At 65.6% G+C, this 2,855-nt stretch carries 2 protein-coding genes and 1 pseudogene; all 3 read right to left on the bottom strand.

From position 1 onward, the window contains the following. Nucleotides 1–1,156 (bottom strand): annotated as a pseudogene (locus tag ACTS2Z_RS05055) (double-strand break repair protein AddB); the annotation flags it as partial. Then, nucleotides 1,153–1,875 carry a nucleotidyltransferase family protein gene (locus ACTS2Z_RS05050; protein ID WP_442572137.1) on the bottom strand — a complete coding sequence of 241 codons (723 nt, stop codon included), beginning with the start codon at nucleotides 1,873–1,875 and terminating at the stop codon, nucleotides 1,153–1,155. The gene ACTS2Z_RS05050 and the pseudogene ACTS2Z_RS05055, both read right to left, overlap by 4 nt. Beyond that, nucleotides 1,872–2,855: aminoglycoside phosphotransferase family protein (locus ACTS2Z_RS05045; protein ID WP_442572136.1), on the bottom strand; the 984-nt coding region annotated here is incomplete at its 5' end. The genes ACTS2Z_RS05045 and ACTS2Z_RS05050, both read right to left, overlap by 4 nt.

Raw genomic sequence — 2,855 nt, 5'->3', positions numbered from 1 at the left:
CAAGTGCGCGGTCCGGCGTGACCACCATCGCGGTACGGCCTTCGGTTTCCAGCGCGTGCCGCAAGGCCAGCGCAATCGCGCGCGCTTCGCTGGCTGGGGTTCTGGCTTCAATCACGCCAAGGCCGTTAAGGCCCTCTTTCATGATGTCGCCCTTCCAGTCCTCGCCCAGCCTCTTGAGGCGGTCGAGCCAGTCGGCGGTTTCATCGGCAGGACGCAAGGCCTCGGTGATCAGACGGGTTCGCGCCTCTGCGGCGCGGCCCGGCCAGTACTTGCGTAAACTGACCGGCCAGTCCTTCACAGCTTTGCGTGAAATACCGATACGTTCCAGAAGTGCCTTCATGGCCCGCTGGGGATGACCGTCATCAATGGCGGCCCAACTGGCATCGTCCATGAAACCGGCAAGGCCTGGCAGGACCACCGCACCCTTCTCAAGCCCGGCAACGCACGCCAGCAATTCCGCGGCAGCAGGGATCGAGCCGGTGGAGCCGGCCGCGATGACCGGCCCCGCTGGCGGCGTCTCCCGCCATCGGTCTGCTAGCGCGGTCAGGAGGCCCGACCGGCGGCGCGCCGGATCGACAAGGCCAAGCGATGCCAGATGCCGGGGCCAGGCATCGAGTACAATATCCACAAAGAGCGCAGCTTCCTGACGCCCGACAGGCAGGGCGGCACGCATGGCCTCGTCGAGCCCGGAAAGATCCTCCACACCTTCGGACGCGAACTCGTCCAGCAGGCCTGCCAGCGCATCGGCCATGACAAGTGCACCGTCCGGCGTCATCTCACGCCCGGAAGCGGTTTCGCGCGCGAGGATGAGGCTGGCGAGTTCAAAGCGGCGCCGGGCCGAGCTGATGGCCGGCAAGGCAAGTTCGGCAAACTCGCCCGGCTCGAACGGGGGTTCGTCGGCATCGACATCGCCCAAGGGCCGGATGAGCGGCAGGATAGCAGCCGGAATGCCCCGCTCGGCCTGAATCGCGCCAAAGGCTTCACCCAGCGCCCGCCCCGCCCGGCGCGTCGGCAGAAGCACGGTCACGCCTGCCAGCGCCTCCGGATCGGGAAAGGCATCGGACAGCGTGCGTGCAAGGGAAAGCAGGATATTGCCCGCGGGAGAGAGGGTGTAAACCCTTGGCGATGGCGTGGCGAAGATGTCCGGGGCGCTCATGCGCCAGAGACTAGCCGATTCTCGGCAGCGTCCCGCGATTGTGGATCGCCAACATGCATCCAGAACGCGTCCATCACCTGACCGGTCACACGCCCGGCCTTAAGGGCAACATCCCATAACCGGTTGGTGGAAAACGGCTCGCACGGCCAGCCGGCCAGCACGCGCGGATGCATCACCTGTACACCGGCATAGAAGAGCGGCTCTGCGCCCGCCGGGGCATCCTTGAACCGGATGAGACGCCCGCCTTCGGCAAAGGCAAAATCACCGGCGCCTTCAAGGCCGAGAAGATTGTTCTTGCGCGCCAGAAGCAGACGGAAATCCATCGCCTCCGGATCAAAACCTCCGGCGAGACGATTAAGCTCCACTCCGCCCTCATCGATCCAGAAAGCGTCGATATTGGCCACGAAAACCGGGTCTGCCCCCAGAAGCGGCGCAGCCTTCACCAGCCCGCCACCGGTTTCCAGAAGCCTCTCCGTCTCATCGGAAACATGGATAAGCGGCGCGCCCTGGCGGTTTTCCAGATGAGCACGCATCCGGTCGGCAAAATGGTGGATGTTCACCACAGCCTCCTCGACGCCGCCCCGCGCCAGCGCATCCAGCGTCCAGTCGAGCAAGGCCCGCCCGCCAACCTCGACGAGCGCCTTGGGCCGGTCATCGGTAAGCGGGCGCATCCGGGTGCCAAGCCCGGCGGCCATCACCATGGCGCGGTGAGGCCTCACCGCGCCGCCTCCCCCGTCAGACTGCGCACCAGACCGGCGACCCGGCGGAGCGCAGGATGGGCAAGATCACGCTCGAAATGGGCCTTCACGCGCGGGATCAGATCGAGATAGCGCGCCTTGCCATCGCGTTCAGCAAGACGGACAAAAATGCCCAGAATCTTGGCGTTGCGCTGCGCGCCCAGCACGGCATAGGCCGCATCAAAGGCCGCCCGGTCGCTCAGGCGGGCATTGCGGAAGAAGCGACTCTTGAGCGGCTCGACCAGATCGGGCGACACATCACGGCGCGCATCTTCCAGCAGGGACACAAGGTCATAGGCGGGATGGGCAAAGAGCGCGTCCTGGAAATCCAGAAGGCCCGTTTGCTGGCCGATATCCCGGCCCGGAAGCCAGATCAGGTTCTCGGCATGATAATCGCGCAAGGCAAGGCCTGGCGCATGGGCCTCCAGATGGCTGAATGCCTCCCCCCAAACACCCTGCCACTCGGCTAGGGCATCACCGGTGGGGCGCACGCCGAAGCGCGGCAGATACCAGTCGGTGTAAAGCCCGGTTTCCGCCAGAAGAGCTGTCGCGTCATAGGCATGCACCCGCCAGCTTGCGCCAGCATCCGCCTCGAAAACATCGGGAAAGCTGGAGCGGTAAATGGCGGCGAGTGTATCGACCGCGCTCGCATAGAGCGTGCCCTCGTGGGCACCTGCCGGGATGGCACGGGCATAGAGCCCCTCGCCCAGATCCTCGATCAGGAGCAATCCCTTGCCCATGTCGGCGGCAAAAATACGCGGCGCGGAAAAGCCCCGCTCTGTCAGGGCGCGGGCCAGTCCGGCAAAGGCGGCGACATTATTGCCGGCAAGGCGCGCCACGGCGTTATAGCCGAGGCGGGCGCGGTCTTCCGGGCTCGCATTGCCGGGTGCAAGAGGCATTTCCGCCGCAGCGGGCGCGTCCATGAGGATGGCGCGCTCATTATCGCGCTCAAGGCGGAAGTA

It is taken from the genome of Glycocaulis sp., from assembly GCF_052168375.1.
GTDB lineage: Bacteria > Pseudomonadota > Alphaproteobacteria > Caulobacterales > Maricaulaceae > Glycocaulis.
This window is presented reverse-complemented; position numbering and strand designations above follow the sequence as displayed.